Origin of the sequence: Granulicella pectinivorans, assembly GCF_900114625.1 — a bacterium.
GTDB classification, from domain to species: domain Bacteria; phylum Acidobacteriota; class Terriglobia; order Terriglobales; family Acidobacteriaceae; genus Edaphobacter; species Edaphobacter pectinivorans.
Window position 1 is genome coordinate 3,935,833 of sequence record NZ_FOZL01000001.1, and the last position, 19,863, is coordinate 3,955,695.

The following is a 19,863-nucleotide window of genomic DNA, read 5'->3' on the forward strand; positions in this document are numbered from 1 at the left end:
TCTATTTCAACGTCTGGATGTAAGCCATCAGGTCGTGAATGTCCTTGTCGGTGTACTTCGGGAAAAGTTCCGCATGCATCTTCACCGGCGCATCTTCCACATACTTCACTTTGTCGAGCGACCAGGACCGGTACGTCCCATCCTCGGTCTTCAGGCCCACAACGAACTCGTCTTTATACGCAACGATTCCCGTTACCTTTTCGCCCGTAGGCAGCGTCACCGTGCCCTTGAACTTCGCATTCCGCGGATACAGCATCTGCATCTCGAGCTGCAGCCCCTCATACTTCGAAGCCACATGCGCCATGTCCCCCGTAGCCGAGTGACACGACGAGCACGTCCCTGCGCCATTGAAGTAGCTCTTCCCTGCCTCCACATTGCCCGTCTGCAGGTCCGCCACATCGACGCCCTTCCGTCCGCCTGGCTTCTTCGCACTCGCCGCAGCCTTCTCGACCTGGCTGTGAATGAACGCCGAAACGTTCAGAATCTCCTGGTCCGAGAAGTTGAACGCAGGCATCTTCTTCTCCGTATTCTGACGTCCAGCCCGGATGACCTCACCAATCTTGTTCCCCGACACATCCGACAGCACCAGCTTCGAACGCGTCAGATCCGGTCCCGACTCGCCACCCATCGCATCCCGTCCATGGCAGAACGCACAGTTCTGACGGAACGACGCGGAACCCGCCGCAATATCCCCGGCGTGAACCGGCCCGGCAGCGGAGGCCACGGGCGGTGGGGCAGCAGCCTGTGCGGGCATCACCGGATCCGTCTCCAGAAACCGGATCACGGCCGCCAGCTCGGCGCCCTGCAACGTCGGGACGGCCGGCATCACCTTCCTCCCGGTATGCAGCAACTCCACGATCTGCGCCTCGGTCATCCTCTTGCCAACGCCGACCAACGACGGAAACGTCGGAGGATTCCCCTGACGGTTCGGCCCATGGCACATCGAGCAATGAGCCGCATAGTACGCCGCGCCGACATCCGGCGTAGCCTGCGCCTTCGCACGGCCAACCGTGATCGTGCCCATCGCCAACGCCATCCACACCAACATACGTCCCTGTGTCATCAGTTTGATCCTCACACCTTCAAATGCCTAGCCGTGGTCAGTACATCCGTTATTTCGTGCGCAAAAACTCAAGCAAATCGTCGACCTCTTCCGGAGAAAACTTCGAGAACGATGGCATCGGTGGCTTCGCATCCGGCTTACCCGAGATCAGCGTCTCCCGGATATGCGCCTCGCCGACCCTGCCAACAATACCCAGCAGCGATGGAAAAACCGGGGGCAACCCTGCTCGATTCGGCTGGTGGCACATCGAGCAATTCGCCGCATACAGCTTCGCCCCGGCTGCCGCATCGCCCTTTGGAGCCGCAGCAACCGGTGTAGCCTTTGCCACCGTTGCAGCCTTCGCTGGTGCGTTCGCTCCATCCGCAATCGCGGTCGGCGTCGTCGCCGGATGAGCCGCAATCGAAGCTGGCTTGCTTCCCGCCGCCAGATCGGTCTTCACGGCAGCAACCGCAACGGTCGGAGGAGCCACAGCGGGAGCCTGTACCGCCGCGCCATCCGTCCGCGCATTCCGCGTGACACCCCAAGAAGACAGAAACTCTTCCGTAAATCCTTCCTTCGACTCCAGGCTCACCAGCTTTTCTGCCGCGCGTCCCGCCGGAACATCCGACGTCTTCGCGTTCTGGCTCAGTTGCAGCGCGCGGATATACGCCACGATCGCCCAACGATCCTGGGCCGCAATCTCCGAGTAATACGAAGGCATCGCCCCATATCCTTCGCTAATCACCCGAAAGAAATACCCCAGCGGAGCCTGCCGTAGACGCTCGGAGTGAAACGAAGCCGCCCGGTAATAGCCACGTTCCACGATAGCGCCCTTACCGTTGCCCACCCGCGAGTGGCATGGCGAGCAATAAATATTGAACCGCTCCTGCCCGCGAGCCAGCAACTCGCTCGAAACGGGAAAAGGCAGCGCATCCCCAACCTTGCCATCAACCATTCCCGTCGTTTGGTACAAATCGTCCTTCCCCTGCGAGCGCGCAACCGTTCCGGGCACCTGCGGCCGCACAGAACGTCCATCCGCGAACAACGCCGCACCACGCTGGGGATACATCTTCGGCTGGTCCTGCATGTCACTCCGGCAACCCGACAAAAACACGGCCGAAAAAGAGGCAAAAAGCGCCAGCAAGCCGGAACACACCTGCATCGTCGCTCTGTTCCGTCCGTGGCTCACCCCCGCAAATCCTGGGTGCGATGCTTTGCCCCGATCTCCGGGCCCCGGTTGAAATCCCGCTGACATGTTCTCTCCTCACTGCTTCTGCCTGGCTAATCCTGCATCCCATCTCGAAATCTCACCGGCACCAACTGCCTTCCGGAGAGAACAAACGCTCAATTCCTGCCATCCACACGTCGAGCCGTGCGTACTCTTCCCGCTCCAGTCAAACGCTAAACCCACCACGCCGCAACGGCATCCTGCTTGATCACAATCTCGTTCAAAAACGCAGCGGCCTTCGTCAATCCCTCTTCCGGCGAAAGCAGGCTATCTTCGTGCTCAATCGAGAGAACACCATCATAGCCAAACATTCTGAGCGTGGAAACAAACTCCTTCCACCACTCCGCGCCATGCCCATAACCGCACGTCCGGAAGATCCATCCGCGATCCCTCTCCTCCGTGTACAACTTCGTATCCAACACGCCTGTTTTCACAAGGTTCGACGGATACATCTGCGTATCCTTCGCATGCACATGGAAGATCGCATCGCCCAGAACCCGGATCGCACCGATCGGATCGATCCCCTGCCAGAACATGTGGCTCGGGTCGTAGTTGCACCCAATCGACGGCCCCGCAATCGCCCTCAACTTCAGCATCGTCTCAGGACTGTAAGCCACAAACCCCGGATGCATCTCGATCGCGATCTTCACTCCATGATCCGCCGCGAACGCACCCCGCTTCACCCAGTACGGCGTCACCACCTCATCCCACTGCCACTTCAACACATCCAGATACTCCGGCGGCCACGGACACGTCACCCAGTTCGGAGCCTTCGCCCCAACCTGATCCCCCGGACAACCCGAAAAATCCACCACCGTCGAAACCCCAAGCTCCGCCGCCAGCAGAATCGTCTTCCGGTTCACCTCCGACATCGCATCCCCAATCTCGGGATTCGGGTGCAGCGGATTCCCATGGCAGCTCAACGCGCTGATCGTAAAGCCGTACTCGTCGATCGTGTCCTTGAACACCTTCAGCTCGGCCTTATTTTCGAGCATCGAAAGATTGCAATGCGCCCCACCCGGATAATTCCCCGTGCCCAGCTCCACCGTCGAGATGCCCATCCCCTTCAGCTTCGCCAGCACATCCGCAAACGGCATCTGCGACAACAACGGCGTAAATACTCCAAGCTTCATTAGCGCATCCCCCCGGCCACGTAGGCCACGTCCTGCCACACCCCGCCCTTCGCGGCGCTCTCCAGCATCGCCTCGACCAGACACGTCGATCGATACCCGTCCTCAAACGTAGGCAGCATCGCCGGCTTGTCCTCCGGCCTGCCTCCTTCTGCAATCCACGCATACGCATCCATCATCAGGTTCTTGAACGCGTCCGCCCAGCTCTCCTGGTGCCCGCCCGGCAGATGCACATACCTCCTCGCATCCGGAGAAACCAGTCCCGGGTCCTTCATCATCACCTGGTTCGGACGGTCGTGATGACCGATCCAGAGTTCATTCTGCTCCTCCTGCCGCCACTTCAGCGAGAAGCCCAGCCCACTCACTTCCAGCTCCACATCGTTCTTATGCCCAGGCATCACCTGTGCCACCGAAAACGTGCCCTTCGACCCATTGTCGAACCGCACCAGCACGCTCGCCAGATCCTCCGCCGTCACCTGCACCGGAGTCCGTTCGCCCGCAGCCGTCGTGGAAAACGCCTCCGCGGAAGCCCCCGCCGAATACCGCGTCTTGATCACCGTGCTCAAATCCGCCAGCACCTGCACAATCTTCAGTCCCGAAACATGCTCCGCCAGATCGCACCAGTGCGACCCGATATCCCCCAGCGCCGAACTCACCCCACCCTTCGCCGGATCCGACCGCCACGAATACACATTCGGGTCCGTCATCCAGTCCTGCAGATAATACCCACGCACAAAATTGACGTTCCCGGCCTCGCCCCGGGCCACCATCCCGCGAGCCTGCTGCACCAGCGGGTTCCCGCGATAGTTGAACGTCACCACATGCGCCACGCCCGCAGCCAGGGCCGCATCCCGCAGCGTCTTGCCTTCCTTCGAGTTCAGCGCCAGCGGCTTATCCGAAATCAGATGCTTTCCCGCCTCCAGCACCGCAAGCGAAACCGGCAAATGCAGATGGTTCGGCGTCGTATTGTGAATCACCTGGATATCCGGGTCCGCAATCAGCGCGCGATAGTCCCCATACGACCGATCGACCTTGTACTCCTTCGCCTTGCGCGCCGACGACTCCGCCGACGACCCCGCAATCGCGACCACATCCACATCCCCAAGACGCCGCACCGCATCGATATGGTGCATCGCCACAAACCCAGGCCCGATCAGCCCCATCCCAATCTTTTTCATCCGTCGAACCTATCTCATTCCCTATTTAGTTGTCACTCCGAAATTTTGTTCACTTCTTGAGCGCAGCGAAGAATCCCAGTATTCCGTTTCAGCCCGCCATCCCTCACCGGGAAAGCCCACCCTCAACGAGCCTACTTCGAAGCCGGCAGAGGCGGATGCGAAGCCGTGCTTCCCTCCGTCATGCCCAGCACCCACTTGATCGCCTCAAAGTACATCTTCGTCACATCCGGATCATGCCACGCCTCTTCCGTATGTCCCAGCGTCGAGTAGTAAACCCGGCCCTTCCCATACATCTTCGACCATGCCACAGCCCAGTCCTTGTCCTTGCGATGCACCCGCGGATTCAACGCACCCGGAGCCGCATCCTTCGCATGATCGAAGAAGTCCAGCTTCGAAGCATCCAGGCTCAGCAGCACATGCACCTTGTCCCGCGACCACGTCATCGGCTGATAGATCTCGTCGTACTTCGTAAACGCCGCCGGAAAGTGCCGTACAGCAGGAAACGAAGGATCCTCCAGCCGGATCGGCGCATTGAACGTCATCCAAGGATGCTGGTCGAAATACCCCCCAATCATCTCGCCATACTCCGGCCACTTGTAATTCGTATCGAGCGCCGCATGAATCCCCACAAAGCCCTTGCCGTCGTCATGGACGAACGAGAGAAAATCAGCCTTCTGGCTGTCGTCCAGCTCCAGCTCCCCCGTCGTACTCGCAAACACGATCGCGTCGAAGTAGTTCAGCGTCTTCGCATTCCGTCCCAGGTCCTTCTTGGTCAGCAGCTCTGTATCGGTACGCATCTCCGTATCCCAGAGACCGCTCTCCTCGCCCATCCGGTACACCGCCGCCATCGCCGGCGAAACCGAATCGTGCTCAAACCCTTTCGTCTGCCCGATCACCAGCACATGCTTCAGATGCGTCGGCTTCATATGCGGCGCCGGAGCCACCGAGGCCGCACCCTGGCCCCACGCCGTACCACCCGTCATCCCAACCAAACCCACCGCTAAAAGCAGAAATTTCCCTGGCTGTCTCACGTCGTCTCCATCGCTTTCCTGTCGCAGGCTCGATCCATTTGGAAGCGGAACGAAACGTTTCCCAAAAGGATTTACGGCTCGGAAGAAGTGTACTCACGATTCCCATCCCTGCCAACCCAGACCCATCCAGACAACCTACATCTGCCCCGGTGATACCTTACCCATAGCCGACATCGCTTTTGCTTCCAGGTACTCCAGGGCTGAGCGTCCAGGTACCCCAAAGCGTTAGCTTCTATGGATCTGGTGCTTTTTGCTTCTAGGAACCCCAAGGCTTTAACCTTGGGTCTCACAGGCCACCGCAAAGGCGGGGGCTTTAGCCCCTGGGGTATGCCTTCCTGTCCCAGCCAAAACAACGTCTGCCAGGACAACCAAACTCCCCATGCCCGCCCGCCTCATCATCAACGCAGACGACTTCGGCCTCACCCCCGGCATCAACCGTGCCGTCTGCGAGCTCCACCACGCCGGGGCCATCACCTCCACCACGCTCATGGCCACCGGTCCGGCCTTCGAAGAAGCCGTCCAGATCGCCCTCGCAAACCCCACCCTCGGCGTAGGCTGCCACATCGTCCTCACCGACGGCGTCCCCGTCTCACACCCCTACGACATCCCCACCCTCCTCGGAGCCGACGGCAAGACCTTCCGTCCCTCCCTCATGGACTTCGCCCAGGCCGTCCTTCGCGGCACCGTGCGCGAAAACGACATCCTCCGCGAAGCATCCGCCCAGATCCAGAAGCTCCAACGCGCCGGCATCGACATCACGCACCTCGACACCCACAAGCACGCCCACATCTTCCCCGCCGTATCCCGTCCCCTGCTCCACATCGCCGAGCGCTGCGGCATCGGAGCCATTCGCAATCCATTTGAACCCGGCTGGTCCTTAGCCCTGAACCAGGGCACGCGCGCCCGCCGCCTGGTCCTCAAGGCCCTTTGCCATTACTTCGGCCCCCGCTTCCTCGACGAGATGCGCCGCACCCAACAGGAGGTCGGCACCACCGACGGAACCATCTCCATCTCCGCCACCGGAGACCTTACGATCCACACCTTGGCCCAGACCCTCACCAGCATCCCAGACCACGGGACCTGGGAGCTCGTCGTCCATCCCGGCTATAACGACGCAGCTTTGGACGCCGTCACCACCCGCCTCCGCCACCACCGCGACGTCGAACGCGAAGCCCTCATGCACCAGGTCCCCGCCCTCCGGATGCATCCGCACTCCCCCGAGTTCATCCACTACGGAAGCGTGGGACCCTTCAACGTCCTACGCGAGATCGGTCAGTTCTTCCCCCAGACCGGCTACGAAAAGGTCCTGTAATGAGCGAAACCCGCCCCCGCCGCCGCATCGGAATCACCTGCTACCCCACCTACGGCGGATCCGGCGTCGTCGCCACCGAGCTCGGCATCGAACTCGCAGCCCGCGGCCACGAAGTCCACTTCATCACCTCCGCTCCACCCTTCCGTCTCAACGGCCGTGAAAAGAACATCCACTTCCACGAAGTAGCCGTCTATCACTACCCCCTCTTCGAGCACCCGCCCTACGACCTCGCCCTCGCCACCCGCATGGCCGAGGTCGCTGAGTTCTATTCGCTCGACCTCCTCCACGTCCACTACGCCATCCCCCACAGCGTCTCGGCCCTGCTGGCAAAACAAATGCTGGCCACAAGAGGCATCCACCTCCCCTTCATCACCACCCTACACGGCACCGACATTACCCTCGTCGGCCTCGACCCCTCCTACCTCCCCATCACCAAGTTCGGCATCGAGCAGTCCGACGGCGTCACCAGCATCTCCGCCTACCTCGCCGAGCGCACCCACGAAGCCTTCCGGATCATCCGCCCCATCGAGGTCATCCGCAACTTCGTCGACTGCGACATCTACAAGCGCGACGAAGAAAAAGTAGCCCGCATGCGTCCGAAGTACGCGAACGAAAACGAGAGACTCCTCGTCCACCTCTCGAACTTCCGCCCCGTCAAGCGCGTCGCCGACGTAGTCGAAGTCTTTGCCCGCGTAGCGCAAGCGATGCCGGCCCGCCTCATGCTCATCGGAGACGGCCCCGACCGCTCCGTAGCCGAATATCTCGCCCGTAAACACGGCATTCAGAACCGCATCCACTTCCTGGGCAAACAGGACAACGTCTACGAACTCCTCCCATTAGCCGATCTCATGCTCATGCCCTCCGAGATGGAGTCCTTCGGCCTGGCCGCCCTCGAAGCCATGGCCTGCCGAGTCCCCGCCATCGCCACCCAGGTAGGCGGCGTCCCCGAACTGATCGAGCACAACGTCAACGGCCTCCTCTTCCCCATAGGCGATATCGAATCCATGGCCAAAGCCGCCATCGACCTCCTAAGCAACCCCACTCGCCTCGGACACATGGCACAAGCAGCCCGCCAAACCGCTCAAAATCACTTCTGCGCCCAAAACATCATCACCCGCTACGAGGACTTCTACGAGCAAGTAATAGCAGGCACACCCGCCCTCTAAGACTAAGGGGGGATATCGAGCGAAGGGAGACCGCCCTCCTCAACCAGCCAGGGAACCCGGGTGCCCCACATCTCGCTTCTGAGATGTGGGCTTGTCGTCTAAGAACATCCGGAAAGCCTCTAAGCCTCCACCAACCCATCCGCAATCGAAAGATGCAGATCCAGCGCCGCCACCCCTCGATCGATCTCCTCCTTCGTCACAATCAACGGCGGAGCCACCACAAAATGCGAGACCCAGGCCTGAATCGTAACGCCCTCCCCAAGCACCTTCCCCGCAATCTGGTCCACCACCAGCACCTTCCCAGCCACCTTATCCGAGTAAGTATTGAACGGTTCCTTGGTCGTCTTGTTCTTCACCAGATCCACCGCCCAGAACAGCCCCTTTCCTCGCACGTCCCCCACACAAACATGCCTCTCCATCAACTCCCGCAACTTCCCTTCCATATACCCGCCAAGCGAACGCGCCCGCTCCACAAGCCCCAACCGCTCCATCTCATGAATCGTAGCCACCGCCGGAGCCAGCGTCATCGGATGCGCCTCATACGTATGCCCATGCGCAAAGTAGTGATCCTCAAAGTAAGCTGCAATCTTCTCGCTCGTCGCACACAAACCCAGTGGCACATAAGCCGAAGTAATCCCCTTCGCCGTCACCAAAATATCCGGCACAACCCCCCAGTGGTTCATCGCAAACCACTCCCCGCTCCTGCCCCATCCACTCATCACCTCATCCGCAATCAGCAGCACCCCATACGCATCGCAGATCTTCCTGAGCTTCGGCATGTACCCATCCGGCGGAACGATCACCCCATTCGTCCCCACGATCGGCTCCACCAGCACCGCAGCGACATCGCTCTCATTGCGAATCATGTGCTCCAGATAATCCGCACACGCAATCCCACACGATGGATACGTATGTTTGATCGGGCACTTGTAGCAATGCACCTCCGGCCCAAAGATCACGCCCTGCCCCTTGCCCGCCGGCTCCATCGCCCACCGCCGAGGATCGCCCGTCGCCGCAATCGATCCACTCGTCGAGCCATGGTACGACCGGTACCGCGCAATGATCTTCGTCTTCCCCGTATACATCCGCGCAATCTTGAACGCAGCCTCATTGGCCTCCGTCCCGCTCGTCGTAAAGAAGAACTTGTTCAACCCCGCCGGCAACACCTCCACCAGCAGCTTCGACAACTCCGCCCGCGCCTCCGTCGCATACCCGGGCATCGCATACGCCAGATCCTGCGCCTGCTTCGCAATCGAGTCGATCACCGCCTGATTCTTATGTCCCAGGTTCGAGCACATCAACTGCGACGAAAAATCCAGCAGCCGCCGCCCATCCCCCGTAATGAGATAACAACCCTCCGCATCCGCAATATGCATCGGCGTCCAGCCCTTCTGAAAACGCCACGTGCCGTAGTTATACTTCCTCGTCAGCTCTACAATCTCCTGCGAACTCAGTGTGCTCATACCAATTCCCTCTCATCGGCCGGCACCGGAGCCGGCTGTCCATACCGCATCGTCATCAAGGCCAGATACACCACACCGGCCGCAAAGAAACCAACAAACCAGGCCAGCTTGAACAGCCACTCCAGCGAAGGAACAAACCGCCCGATCAAAGCCAGCACAATCCCCAGCAAAAGCGCGATCAGCGCCTCGCCATTCAATCCATTGCGATACTCATAAGCCCCACGCCACTGATACAGCGCATTCACATCCAGCCTGCGACGCCTGAAGAAGAAGTAGTCCGCCACCATAATCCCAGCCACAGGCCCCAGCACCGCCGAGTAGTCCACCAGCCATCCCAGGTAATTATGCGAGCTCGACATCAACCGCCACGGCATAATCGCCAACCCCAGCACGCCCGTAATCAACCCGCCCATCCGAAAGCTGATCCACTTCGGAGCCAGGTTCGCAAAGTCATTCGAAGGCCCCACCACATTAGCCCCGATGTTCACATTCAACGTAGCAACCAGCAGCGCAATCAACCCCAGGAAAGCCAGCAGAGGCTGATGAAACCGCCCCAGCAAAACCACCGGCGACCAGATCGGCTCGCCAAACACCACCGTAGAAGCCGAAGTACAGGCGATCCCCAGAAACGAGTACATCGTCATCACCACCGGCAGCCCAAACGCCTGACCCAGGATCTGCGAATCCTGGTTCTTCGCATACCGGGTAAAGTCCGGAATGTTCAGCGACAACGTCGCCCAATACCCCACCATCCCAGTCAACGCCGGAAAGAAGTATTTGAGAAAAGCTCCCGTAGAAGTGAACTGACTGGGAGCCGCAAGCATAGGCCCGAACCCACCCGCCTTATGCAGCATGAAACCCAGCAGCAGAGCCGACATCACCAGCATGAACGGAGCCGAAAAGCTCTGCAAAAATCGGATCGACTCAACACCCTTCCAAACTACAAACATGTTCAACATCCAGAACCCAAGAAAGCAAACCCACGTCACCGCGGGCATCGCAACCGTCGAAGGCCAAAGCACATTCACCATCTGAGCAATGGCAGTGCCCCCAATCCAAGACTGAATCCCGAACCACCCACACGCCACAATCGCCCGCAGAATCGCCGGAATATTCGCACCGCGCGTCCCAAAACTCGCCCGTACAAACACCGGAAACGGAATCCCATACTTCGCGCCCGCATGCGCATTCAGAATCATCGGAATCAGCACAATCAGATTCCCGAGCAGGATCGTACACACCGCCTGCTTCCAGTTCATGCCACCTGCAATCAGTGACGACGCCAGCATATACGTCGTCACCTCCATCGACATCGAGAACCAAAGCGCAATGTAGTTGTACGTTCCCCACGTCCTCTGCGCCGGCGACGTAGGAGCAAGGTCCTCGTTGTACAACCGCGCATCCGGATTAAGAACCATCAGGCAAAACCTCCGGCATTCGCCACCCGCTTCACAAACCGCCCACGCCCAACCGCCCCAACCCACTCCCCATCCTTCACCACCATCTCCCCACGCGAGAACACATGCCTCGCATTCCCCTTCACCTTCCACCCTTCAAACATCGAGTAATCCGTAGCCATCTTCTGCGTGGCCGCGCTGATCGTATAGTCCGCATGCGGATCCCAAAGCAGCACATCCGCATCCATCCCCTCCGCGATCGCGCCCTTCTTCTCCATCCCGAAGATCCGAGCCGGCGCCGTAGCACTCAACTCCACAAACCGCTCCCGCGTCAGCCGTCCGGAGTTCACCCCAAAATGCCACAAAATTTGTAACCTATTCTCAATCCCCGGCCCACCATTGGGAATCTTCCGGAAATCACCCCGCCCAAGCTCCTTCTGATCCGCAAACCGGAACGGACAATGATCCGTGGAAACGACCGACAGAGCCCCATCCTCCAGCGCCCCCCAAAGCGCCTCCTGGTTCCACTTCTCCCGCAGCGGTGGAGTAAACACATACTTCGCCTCCTCCCAGCTCTTGCCCGGCATCTGCTCCTCCAGCGACAGCACCAGATACTGCGTGCACGTCTCCGCCAGCGCCTTCAGCCCGCGGTTCTGAGCATGCCGCAACTCCCGCAGCGCGTCCTCATTCGAAAGATGCACGATATAAACCGAAGCCCCCGCCATCTCCGCCAGCGCAATCGAACGATGCGTCGCCTCTGCCTCAGCCTTCGTCGATCGGCTCAACGCATGATAGTGCGGCTCCGTCTTCCCCTCCGCGATCATCTGCGCCACCACAACATCGATCGCGCTCCCATTCTCCGCATGGATACAACAAAGCGCCTTCAAGGCAGCCGCCTTCTGCATCACCTTGAACATCAGCCCATCGTCGATCATCAGCACATTCGGATACGCCATGAACAGCTTGAACGAAGCGATCCCCTCCGCAACCATCGCCTCCATCTCCGCCAACCCCGCAGCCTCATCCGCCCCGAGATCCGTCACCGCCATATGCAGCGACCAATCGACACAAGCCTTGCCCACACCCTTGGCCATCCAGACATCGAACGCCTCACGCATCGTGCCGCCCTTGGCCTGCAGCGCAAAGTCGATCACCGTCGTCGTCCCACCCACCGCCGCCGCAATCGTCCCCGTTGTATAGTCATCCGCCGACACAGTCCCCCCGAACGGCATATCCAGATGCGTATGCACATCGATGCCTCCAGGCATCACCAGCAGCCCATCCGCATCGACAACCGTATGCCCACCCGGATCGAGCCACTCCCCCACCGCAAGGATCGACTCGCCTTCAATCAACACATCGGCCTTATAGCTCCGCTCCGAACTCACCACCGTCCCGCCCTGAATCAAGATCCCCATACGTAACTCCCATGATTACAAATTTGAGACCGTCCGCTCAGCCCAGCTCTCCGCCGCCAACCCATTCTCAACCCGCTCCATCGTGATGCATCCATCCACCGGACAAACCAGCGAACAAAGGTTACACCCCACACACTCATCCACATCCACCCGCGGAATCCGGTGCAGCGGCGTCAAGCTCGCATGCGACCCCGCCCCACCCGCATCCAGCTTGGGAATCGGCGTCGTCGAGATCACCGTCGCACTCTGCGCCGCGACCATCGCCGGTGTAGCCTTTCCATGCGGATTCGGCTCATGCATCACATACCGAGGATCGGTCCCCAAAACCGCCTCCTCCATCCCACCCTCAGCCCGATCCAGATGAATGCACTGATGCGCCCCATCCCAGCAAGCCGTATAGCAAAGCTGGCAGCCAATGCACTTGTCCGCATGAATCTCCGCAACCACTCGATAGTTCAAATTCAGGTTCTTCCACTCCCGCACCTGCGGCAGCGACAACCCACGAAAGTCATCGATCGTCCGATATCCCTTCGTATCCATCCACTCCAGCAGCCCATCGCACATGTCCTCGACGATGCGATACCCGTAATGCATCACCGCCGTACACACCTGCACGCTGCTCGAGCCCAGCAGAATAAACTCCGCCGCATCCCGCCACGACGCCACACCACCAATCCCCGACATCGGCAGCGCAGCCAACGGATCGCTCATCACCTGCTGCACCATGTTCAACGCGATCGGCTTCACCGCGGGCCCGCAGTACCCACCATGCGAACTCCGCCCATCCACATTCGGATTCGGCGTCAGCGTATCCAGATCGATCCCCGTAATCGAGTTGATGGTATTGATCGCACTCAGCGCATCCGCGCCCGCCCTCTTCGCCGCACGCGCCGGCATCCGTATATCCGAAATATTCGGCGTCAACTTCACAATCACCGGAGTCCGCGCCTTCTCCTTCACCCACCCCGTAATCTGTTCGCAGTACTCCGGCACCTGCCCCACGGCCGAGCCCATCCCGCGCTCGCTCATTCCATGCGGACAACCAAAGTTCAACTCGAGCCCATCCGCCCCCGCATCCTCCGCCCGCGCCACAATCTCATGCCAGCTCTCGCGCTTACTCTCCACCATCAGCGAGGCAATAATCACATGCTTCGGATACCGCTTCTTCGCCTCCGCAATCTCTTTCAGGTTCATCTCGATCGGCCTGTCGGAGATCAGCTCAATATTGTTGAACCCCATCATCTTCTGCCCGGCCCAATCGATCGACGAGTACCGCGAGCTCACATTCGTCACCGGCTCGCCAATCGTCTTCCAAACCGCTCCACCCCAGCCCGCATCGAACGCCCGCATCACCTGCTCGCCGCAGTTCGCCGGCGGAGCCGAGGCCAGCCAGAACGGGTTCAACATCGGTATCCCGCAAAACGTACTCGCAAGCGTAGCCTTAGCCATGCTGTCCCTCCAGCCAGGCCACTATCCCAACACCAGCCCGTTTCCCATCAGCCACTGCATCAACCACCTCACGCCCGCCATTCGTGCAGTCGCCGCCCGCAAAGTACTTCGCGTTCGAAGTCTGTCCCGAAGCCCGATCGATCACCACCCGCCCACGCTCCATCGTCACCTTTTCGCTGGCGAAAACAGAGTGCGTCCCCTGCCCAATCGCCATCACCACCATATCCACCCCGAGTAAGAACTCCGACCCAGCCACAGGCACAATCGAGCCATCCTCCGCGGCCTCCAGCCGAGCCAGCTTCAAAGCCTCCAGCGCACCCGCGCCCTCAAGCCCAACCGGCTGCACATGCCACAGAAACTTCACACCCTCAGCCCGTGCATGCTCATACTCGAACTGAAATGCCGACATCTGCTCCGGTCCACGACGATAGACCATATGTACCTCACCGGCACCCAGCCGCACCGCGGCAATCGCCGCATCGATCGCCGTATTCCCCGCGCCCACAACAGCTACACGCGTAGGCGCCGTAGTGATCTCACCGGCCTTATACCCCGCGATGAAATCCAGCGCATTCGTCATGCCCTGCATCTCTTCGCCCGCCAACCCAAGCCGATGAATCGTCCCCAGCCCGATCCCCAGAAACACCGCGTCGCATTCAGCCTCAAGCGAAGCCAACATCGCCGCATCAACTACCGTCTCAAAGCGAAACTCCACGCCCAACTGAGCCAGCATATCGATCTCCCGCAGGCTCTCGATCAGCGGCAGCTTGTACTCCGCAATGCCATACGTATTCAGCCCACCCGGCAAAGGCCGCGCATCATAGATCGTCGCCGCAATCCCCTTACGGCGAAGCTCTGCGGCACACGCCAGCGAAGCCGGCCCCGCCCCAATCAACGCCACCTTCCGCCCCGTATCCACCCCGGCCTCAAACGGCAGCGCAGCACCACTCGCATGGAACGCATCCATCGCATACCGCTGCAGCCGCCCAATCTCAATCGGCTGCTTGTTATACCGGTGCAGCACACAAGCCCCTTCGCACAACACCTTGACCGGACACGCTCGCGAACAACTCGCCCCTAGGATGTTCGCCTCGAGAATCGTCTTTGCCGAACCTGCCAGGTTCCCGCTCGCAATCTTCTTGATGAAACGCGGCACATCGATATGCGTCGGACAAGCCCCCGCACACGGCGCATCGAAGCAGAACAAACATCGGTTCGACTCCGTCACCGCACCCTGCCGGTCGAACGGCGGATGCAGATCCCCGAACCGTGTCACAATCTCAGGCACAGCCTCTATCCGTTGCGAAAAGGGTATCGTCTCACTCATCCGGTGCGGTCAGCCTCCATATGCGCCATCATTTGCGTTCGCGAGAAGAACTGATTATGCACCATCCACGCTACGACGCCAACCACCCCATCGTCTTCCGCGCCAACGCATCGAACGCCCGAGCCGCCATCTCCAGGTGCTCCACCTTCGTATCCTCGGCCTGATTATGGCTCAGCCCCGCCAGCGACTGCGTAAACATCATCACCGTCGGAATCCCCGCCCGAGCCACCTCCGCCGCATCATGCAAAGGCCCCGAGGGCAGCCTGTGCGACACTCCCGCGACCTCACAAATCGCCTCATCGCAAAACCCGATCAACCGCTCATCGAACGGAATCGGCTCAATGCTCCATATCCGCGACCACGCGACGCTGCATCGCTCCTCTGCCGCAAACCGCTCGCTCGCAGCCTTGGCCTCCGCGAACATCTCCGCCAGCACACCGGCATCCAGATCCCGCATATCCAGCGTAGCCTCGCACCGCCCCACCACCGCCGTCACAATCCCCGGAAACGTCTTTACGCTCCCCATCGTAGCCACCGCATCCGCATGCTTCTTCGCGATCGGCCGTATCTCCAGCGCAAGCTTCGCCGCGGCAGCCAGAGCATCCCTCCTTACACCCATAGGCGTCGATCCCGAATGCGCCTCCTGCCCATGGAACGTAATCGCATGCCGCTCCACGCCCTTGGTCCCCGTCACCGCGCCCAGCGGAAGCCCCATCCCCTCCAGCACAGGCCCCTGCTCAATATGTAACTCCAGATAAGCCGCCGCATCGGCCTGCTCCGACACCGCATCCCCAACCCGCTCCACATCGATCCCACAACCAGCCAGCGCAGCCTCCAGCGTCACCCCATCCTTATCCGTCCGCATCCGGTCCGCCGCAACCGAAGCCGTGCCCGCAAACGCCGAAGACCCAAACAGACTCCGCCCAAACCGAGCCCCTTCCTCATCCGCCCAGTCCACCACCCGAATCGTCAGCGGAGGCCGCCCACCATAGTCCTCGCTCAACCCCCGAGCTACCTCGAACGCCCCCAACACCCCTAGACATCCATCCAGCCACCCACCATTCGGCACCGAATCCAGATGCCCGCCCAGAATCAAGACCCGCTCCGACTCCCCCCGCAACGTGGACCACGAGTTCCCCGCCGCATCCAGATGGTGCTCCATCCCCAGCGCCGTCGCCTTGGCCTGAAACCACTCCCTCGCCTTCAGCCAAGTGGGCGTCCATGCCACCCGCTGCGCCCCGTGCTCATCCCCCGTCAGCGCCCGTAGCTCCTTCAAATCCCGAACCAGCCGCCCCGAATCCAAACCCATCGCACTCTCCCAATCAAAGGGACAGACTACACGACCCTGCTATGCTGATCGCCAACATGCGACAAGAAGAATTCCCAGACTGGATGGACGAAACCGGCATCGGTCAGATCGGCGTCTTCCATCTTGAACGAAGCCGACGCATCACCGCCGAGATCACTGCATATGATGAGGACCGCGACGAACTCATCGTTAACGTGATCGCCTCCAATCGCGTCCACCCCAGCGACGGCGAGCAGAATTACGCAATCCCGGTCGATCACGTCCTCTCCTTCGTTCCTCAATCGCGCGACATGCAATCCTGGCCCTACTCTGACCCCTGCCGTAGCGCTCCCTCCTCCCTCGGCCGTTTTCTTCTGCTGACGACATTGTTCCTGTCTGCCACTATCGGGAGCATCCCTCTCTTCCTCACCATGCAAGGCCCCTGGCCGCTCCAGCAAGCCTCGGTCATCACCTACACGCTCGCCGTCACATGGCTCACTTTCTCCGCATCGCGAGAGAATCCCCGCTACCTCTTAACCTGCCCGGCGGTGCGCCCGCAACTTCCGCGCCTCCTCCTCCGCCACTTCGCTTTCCTCCTCGCGCTCATGGTCGTGGAGACGGCGGCATCGGCAGTCCATCCGCGGCTGACCGATTGGTGGAATGTCCGCGACGCCAAAGGACGGACTCCCTTCGAGTTCGCCCTCCTCCTCGTATGCATGGCTCTCGGATTCACCCAGGTCTACACCAATCGCTCGCTGCTCAAACACGCTCACCGCGAATTCTCTCACTGACACAGGGCCAGGGTCGGATGGACATTCCCTCCCCCCGCGCTATCTTTACCCACACTGAAAAATAATTTCGCCCCGAACCTAACCGCCCCCGCATCCTCCTGTCTAATCGTGCGAATGGAAACGACAGACCATCAAGCAATCCAGCAAGTGCTCGCCGGAGACCCCGACGCCTACAAGGTGCTGATGGACCGCCACTTCCAGTTTGTTTTCCGCATCGCCTACCGCATCATCGGCGATACGGCCGACGCCGAAGACGTTGCGCAGGAAGCGTTCCTGCGCGCCTACAAAAGCCTTTCCACCTTCCGTCACGACGCAACCTTCTCCACCTGGATCAATCGCATCGCCATGAATCTCTCCATCAATCTCGTCGAGCGCCGCACCCGCGACAAGGTGCACCACGCCGTACAAATCGGCGACGACGCAACCCCCACCCTGAACACCATGCAAATCCCAGACACCCGCAAATCGCCCGAACACTCCCTCCTCGACACCGAGGCCACCACCATCCGTCAGGCCGCCATGGCCTCCCTCACCCCCATGGAGCGCACCGCCTTCACCCTCCGCCACATGGAGGAGCTCCCCATCGCCGAGATCGCAACCGCCCTCAACATCCCCGCGAACTCCGCCAAACAAGCCATCTTCCGCGCTGTAGGCAAACTCCGCCGTTCGCTCTCTCCCATGGTGATGTCACGATGACCAACTTCAATCACAACACGCCGCTCCACCCCTGCGAAGAAGACCTCATCGCCTTCCACCTGCATGAGCTCGCCGACGAAGCCCCAGTCCGCGCCCACGTCGAGCAGTGCAGCGCCTGCGCCAGCCTCTCCGAGTCCATCGCCGAGACCCTACGCGTCTTCTCCGCCGACGCAGTCCCCCAGGCCAACCTCGATCACGCCTGGCAGCGCCTGCGCATCAACCTTCCCACCCTCACCCCGGTCCCTGTCCAGCGCAAGTGGTATCAGCTCCCACGCCTGAACTGGAGCCTCGCAGGCCTTGCCGCCGCCGCCCTGCTCACCGTCGCTGTCTTCACCCTGCACCCTCACACCAGGCCCAAGAACGACTACGCCTTCAACCATCCCGGCCCACTCACCAACTCGCCCAAAGATCCTTCCATCGCCAACCACCTCGACTCCGCCGAGCGCCTCCTTACCGAGGTCAATCACGCACAAGGCGCCCTCGATCCCACCACCCGCACCGAGGCCCACAACCTCCTCGTCAAGAATGCGGTCTACGTCTCCACCGCCCACCACAACGGCGACCTCGCCCAGGCCGCGGTCCTCGAAGATCTCGGCCGCGTCCTCACCACCATCGACCACGAACCCGTCAACAAGCCCGACGACGGATGGCACGTCCGCATCAGCATGAATACGGACGGCCTCCTCCTCGACATTCGTATCCTTCGCCAGAACGATCAGAGGCAATAAAGAAAAATAAACAAAATCTTTCGCCCTTGCCCTTGCCGTTGCCCTTTTGGTTGTCATTCCCGAAGGGAATCTGCTTCTTCTTTTGCCGTTGCTTGTTCTCGCCCTCGCTTCTAGGTACCCCAAGGCTTCAGCCCTGGGTCTCACAAACCGCCACGGAACTGGGCTTTAGCCCCTGGGATATGTCTTCCTCCCAGTCACATCTCTCTCCCACACACGAAACGCAACAAGGACCCCCACCATGCAAACCATCTTCCTAACCGCCGCACTCCTCCTCGCATCCACCCCCATCGTCCACGCCGCCCAACCCATCATCTCCTCCGACGATCCCGCCGCCTACATCTCCGGCACCAGGGCCATGAACGACCATCGCTGGAAGGATGCCGTCACCTCCTTCGACCAGGTCATCAATGCCAGGCAAAAGAAGGTCGACGCCGCCCTCTACTGGAAGGCCTACTCCCTCAACAAGCTCGGCAACCAGCCCCTCGCGCTCGCCACCTGCTTCCAGCTCCGCGCCCAGTTCACCGACAGCACATGGAACAAGGATTGCGACGCCCTCAACATCGACGTCACCGGCTATTCCAACCCCGTGCCCCCCGTCCCTCCCGTGCCCCCGACGCCCCCCACCACCAGAACATTCACCTTCACCCGCAGCGACTCCTACTCCCGCGCCGAGCGCGATACGCTGCGCTCTGAGTCCCGCGACCCCGACGCCGACATCAAGATGCTGGCCCTCAACTCGCTCCTCAACCAGGACCCCGCCCGCGCCATCCCGCTCCTCCGCGGCATCCTCACCGGCAATCAGCCCTCCAACATCAAGCGGCACGCCCTCTTCGTCCTCGCCCAGAGCAAGTCGCCCGAAGCCCAGGCCATCCTCAACGACGCCGTCCTCGGCAAGCTCGATCCCAGCCTCCAGCGCGAAGCCATCCAGTCCATGGGCATCTACAAGGGCAAAGCCGCCAACGATACCCTCGCCCAGGTCTACGCCACAACCAGCGACATCAAGATCAAGCAGGCCGTCATCTCCGCTTTCTTCATCTCGCAGGACGCACCCCGCATGGTCGAACTCGCCAAAAACGAGAAGAACATGGAACTCAAACGAAGCATCGTCTCCCAGCTCGCCCTCATGCACGACAAAGCTGCCACCGACTACATGATCGAATTGCTCAAATAGCGGTTCTTCACCCCGTATTTGCTTTAGGTCGGCACTCCAGCCGCAAGC

At 60.5% G+C, this 19,863-nt stretch carries 17 protein-coding genes; 6 read left to right on the top strand and 11 right to left on the bottom strand.

Annotation, left to right across the window (positions count from 1 at the left end; genetic code table 11):
• Position 1: 1 nt before the first annotated feature.
• From BM400_RS15825 to BM400_RS15845, 5 genes are all read right to left on the bottom strand, one after another.
• The gene (locus BM400_RS15825; RefSeq protein ID WP_217644115.1) at positions 2-1,063 is read right to left on the bottom strand and encodes a c-type cytochrome; all 1,062 of its coding nucleotides are present in this window, start codon (positions 1,061-1,063) and stop codon (positions 2-4) included.
• A gap of 49 nt (positions 1,064-1,112) precedes the next feature.
• Positions 1,113-2,129, bottom strand: coding sequence for a c-type cytochrome (locus tag BM400_RS22295; RefSeq protein WP_245781903.1), 1,017 nt, complete (start codon positions 2,127-2,129; stop codon positions 1,113-1,115).
• 314 nt (positions 2,130-2,443) lie between these two features.
• Positions 2,444-3,403: a sugar phosphate isomerase/epimerase family protein gene (locus BM400_RS15835; RefSeq protein WP_089840531.1), complete on the bottom strand. Its 960-nt coding sequence runs from the start codon at positions 3,401-3,403 to the stop codon at positions 2,444-2,446.
• Entirely contained in the window at positions 3,403-4,578 is a 1,176-nt protein-coding gene (locus BM400_RS15840; protein WP_089840532.1) for a Gfo/Idh/MocA family protein, read from the bottom strand. Before BM400_RS15840 ends, BM400_RS15835 begins: the two co-directional genes overlap by 1 nt.
• A 131-nt stretch (positions 4,579-4,709) precedes the next feature.
• A complete protein-coding gene (locus tag BM400_RS15845; RefSeq protein WP_245781904.1) occupies positions 4,710-5,609 on the bottom strand; it encodes a ThuA domain-containing protein in 900 nt (299 codons plus the stop codon).
• Positions 5,610-5,988: 379 nt separating this feature from the next.
• Here BM400_RS15845 and BM400_RS15850 point away from each other — a divergent pair, with 379 nt between their 5' ends.
• Together BM400_RS15850 and bshA are read left to right on the top strand one after the other, a co-directional pair.
• The gene (locus BM400_RS15850) at positions 5,989-6,921 is read left to right on the top strand and encodes a ChbG/HpnK family deacetylase (protein ID WP_089840537.1); all 933 of its coding nucleotides are present in this window, start codon (positions 5,989-5,991) and stop codon (positions 6,919-6,921) included.
• Complete coding sequence (gene bshA, locus BM400_RS15855) at positions 6,921-8,087, top strand: N-acetyl-alpha-D-glucosaminyl L-malate synthase BshA (protein ID WP_089840539.1); 1,167 nt, start codon at positions 6,921-6,923, stop codon at positions 8,085-8,087. The genes BM400_RS15850 and bshA overlap by 1 nt, the downstream gene beginning before the upstream one ends.
• Before the next feature lie 119 nt (positions 8,088-8,206).
• Here the strand turns inward: bshA and BM400_RS15860 are convergent, their stop codons facing one another.
• The 6 genes from BM400_RS15860 to BM400_RS15885 all read right to left on the bottom strand — a co-directional run bounded on the left by BM400_RS15860 (position 8,207) and on the right by BM400_RS15885 (position 16,450).
• A complete protein-coding gene (locus BM400_RS15860) occupies positions 8,207-9,550 on the bottom strand; it encodes an aminotransferase family protein (RefSeq protein WP_089840541.1) in 1,344 nt (447 codons plus the stop codon).
• Positions 9,547-10,968, bottom strand: coding sequence for an NCS1 family nucleobase:cation symporter-1 (locus BM400_RS15865; RefSeq protein ID WP_089840543.1), 1,422 nt, complete (start codon positions 10,966-10,968; stop codon positions 9,547-9,549). Before BM400_RS15865 ends, BM400_RS15860 begins: the two co-directional genes overlap by 4 nt.
• A complete protein-coding gene (gene hydA, locus BM400_RS15870; RefSeq protein WP_089840544.1) occupies positions 10,968-12,365 on the bottom strand; it encodes a dihydropyrimidinase in 1,398 nt (465 codons plus the stop codon). The genes BM400_RS15865 and hydA overlap by 1 nt, the downstream gene beginning before the upstream one ends.
• 15 nt (positions 12,366-12,380) lie before the next feature.
• The gene (preA, locus tag BM400_RS15875) at positions 12,381-13,814 is read right to left on the bottom strand and encodes an NAD-dependent dihydropyrimidine dehydrogenase subunit PreA (RefSeq protein WP_089840546.1); all 1,434 of its coding nucleotides are present in this window, start codon (positions 13,812-13,814) and stop codon (positions 12,381-12,383) included.
• Positions 13,807-15,141 carry an NAD(P)-dependent oxidoreductase gene (locus BM400_RS15880; protein ID WP_089840548.1) on the bottom strand — a complete coding sequence of 445 codons (1,335 nt, stop codon included), beginning with the start codon at positions 15,139-15,141 and terminating at the stop codon, positions 13,807-13,809. The genes preA and BM400_RS15880 overlap by 8 nt, the downstream gene beginning before the upstream one ends.
• 70 nt (positions 15,142-15,211) lie before the next feature.
• On the bottom strand, positions 15,212-16,450 hold the full coding sequence (locus tag BM400_RS15885; protein WP_089840550.1) for a Zn-dependent hydrolase: 1,239 nt from the start codon (positions 16,448-16,450) through the stop codon (positions 15,212-15,214).
• A 56-nt stretch (positions 16,451-16,506) separates the two neighbouring features.
• Here BM400_RS15885 and BM400_RS15890 point away from each other — a divergent pair, with 56 nt between their 5' ends.
• The 4 genes from BM400_RS15890 to BM400_RS15905 all read left to right on the top strand — a co-directional run bounded on the left by BM400_RS15890 (position 16,507) and on the right by BM400_RS15905 (position 19,815).
• Positions 16,507-17,220 (top strand): hypothetical protein, encoded by a 714-nt coding sequence (locus BM400_RS15890; RefSeq protein ID WP_141223965.1) that lies wholly within the window; start codon positions 16,507-16,509, stop codon positions 17,218-17,220.
• A 114-nt stretch (positions 17,221-17,334) separates the two neighbouring features.
• Positions 17,335-17,916 carry an RNA polymerase sigma factor gene (locus BM400_RS15895; protein WP_089840554.1) on the top strand — a complete coding sequence of 194 codons (582 nt, stop codon included), beginning with the start codon at positions 17,335-17,337 and terminating at the stop codon, positions 17,914-17,916.
• A complete protein-coding gene (locus tag BM400_RS22840; protein ID WP_089840556.1) occupies positions 17,913-18,644 on the top strand; it encodes a hypothetical protein in 732 nt (243 codons plus the stop codon). The genes BM400_RS15895 and BM400_RS22840 overlap by 4 nt, the downstream gene beginning before the upstream one ends.
• A 238-nt stretch (positions 18,645-18,882) precedes the next feature.
• Entirely contained in the window at positions 18,883-19,815 is a 933-nt protein-coding gene (locus tag BM400_RS15905) for a HEAT repeat domain-containing protein (protein ID WP_089840558.1), read from the top strand.
• Positions 19,816-19,863: the final 48 nt, after the last annotated feature.

Coding starts and splice junctions, on each gene's coding strand:
- BM400_RS15905 (WP_089840558.1), top strand. CDS start 18,883: ATGCAAACCATCTTCCTAACCGCCGCACTCCTCCTCGCATCCACCCCC.
- BM400_RS15890 (WP_141223965.1), top strand. CDS start 16,507: ATGCGACAAGAAGAATTCCCAGACTGGATGGACGAAACCGGCATCGGT.
- BM400_RS15860 (WP_089840541.1), bottom strand. CDS start 9,550: ATGAGCACACTGAGTTCGCAGGAGATTGTAGAGCTGACGAGGAAGTAT.
- BM400_RS15885 (WP_089840550.1), bottom strand. CDS start 16,450: ATGGGTTTGGATTCGGGGCGGCTGGTTCGGGATTTGAAGGAGCTACGG.
- hydA (WP_089840544.1), bottom strand. CDS start 12,365: ATGGGGATCTTGATTCAGGGCGGGACGGTGGTGAGTTCGGAGCGGAGC.
- BM400_RS15865 (WP_089840543.1), bottom strand. CDS start 10,968: ATGGTTCTTAATCCGGATGCGCGGTTGTACAACGAGGACCTTGCTCCT.
- bshA (WP_089840539.1), top strand. CDS start 6,921: ATGAGCGAAACCCGCCCCCGCCGCCGCATCGGAATCACCTGCTACCCC.
- preA (WP_089840546.1), bottom strand. CDS start 13,814: ATGGCTAAGGCTACGCTTGCGAGTACGTTTTGCGGGATACCGATGTTG.
- BM400_RS15880 (WP_089840548.1), bottom strand. CDS start 15,141: ATGAGTGAGACGATACCCTTTTCGCAACGGATAGAGGCTGTGCCTGAG.
- BM400_RS15895 (WP_089840554.1), top strand. CDS start 17,335: ATGGAAACGACAGACCATCAAGCAATCCAGCAAGTGCTCGCCGGAGAC.
- BM400_RS15840 (WP_089840532.1), bottom strand. CDS start 4,578: ATGAAAAAGATTGGGATGGGGCTGATCGGGCCTGGGTTTGTGGCGATG.
- BM400_RS22295 (WP_245781903.1), bottom strand. CDS start 2,129: ATGCAGGACCAGCCGAAGATGTATCCCCAGCGTGGTGCGGCGTTGTTC.
- BM400_RS15835 (WP_089840531.1), bottom strand. CDS start 3,403: ATGAAGCTTGGAGTATTTACGCCGTTGTTGTCGCAGATGCCGTTTGCG.
- BM400_RS22840 (WP_089840556.1), top strand. CDS start 17,913: ATGACCAACTTCAATCACAACACGCCGCTCCACCCCTGCGAAGAAGAC.
- BM400_RS15850 (WP_089840537.1), top strand. CDS start 5,989: ATGCCCGCCCGCCTCATCATCAACGCAGACGACTTCGGCCTCACCCCC.
- BM400_RS15825 (WP_217644115.1), bottom strand. CDS start 1,063: ATGACACAGGGACGTATGTTGGTGTGGATGGCGTTGGCGATGGGCACG.